Annotated in this window: 1 protein-coding gene; it reads right to left on the reverse strand. The window is 26.6% G+C overall.

Annotated elements, in window-relative coordinates; genetic code table 11:
* Positions 1-768 precede the first annotated feature (768 nt).
* The coding region (locus HYU69_09705) for a transposase (protein MBI2270612.1) at positions 769-897 on the reverse strand (129 nt) is incomplete at its 5' end.

An 897-nucleotide genomic window follows, 5' to 3' on the forward strand; every position in this document is an offset into this window, starting at 1 on the left:
CCCCCCGAAATATAAATAAAGCAAACCAGCACATTTTAGCGTTAAAAGACTATCGGATATTGTAATTGAATTTTTAGCTTTTTATAATATCAAAAAAAATATTGCGGCTTGCTTCGGTGTTTAATTACTTTATACTGTTAGTCTTAAAAAGGCCTTTCCTGGCTACCCATAGATGTTGTATGGCAAAATTCCATCAATGCAACGGCTGTTTTCATATTAAGATAACCATTTTGGGTGCTGTAAACTCCACGATTAGGTGTTTTTAGAAAAAATGTGATTTGTCTTTTACTTCCTGTCAAACTAATTTCACTTAATAGAGATTATACCGAATTAGATTATTATATACAATTTCAAAAAAATATATGGGGAAAAATTTAGAGCTTTTGTGCTTTGGTGGCCAAAATCCAATTGCCACTAAAGCACAAAAACACTAAAACCCACAAAAAAGTTTATTCGATATAAACTCTAATAAAACAAAAAAATTAACATGATAGAAATAAGTTTAAAATTTGGAATACTTGCAATCATAATTTTTAATTAAAAATGAGTAAAAATAATGGTTTTTAGCATTAAAAAACTACCAACTATAATATCTTTTCTATTGCTAAAACATCCAAAAATCAAAGGAAATATTCTTGCTTTTAAATATTCACTATTGTTATAAGCTAATTCTTTAAAAAAATACATATGTAGTTTTTATTACCGCCATTTATTTGGATTAACTCTATTTTTTGCCTATTTTAATAGATATGAGAATTAAGAAACTGTTTAAATTTTATTCAATAATATTTTTATAGCTGCAAAATGAATCATTGCCTCACTTGTTTCAAGCAAATATTCAAAATCTTTACTCAATCTTCGTTGGTTTTCAAACCAAGAAAAAGTTCTTTCAATAAT

The organism is Bacteroidota bacterium (assembly GCA_016183775.1).
In the GTDB taxonomy this organism is placed as follows: Bacteria; Bacteroidota; Bacteroidia; order JABDFU01; family JABDFU01; genus JABDFU01.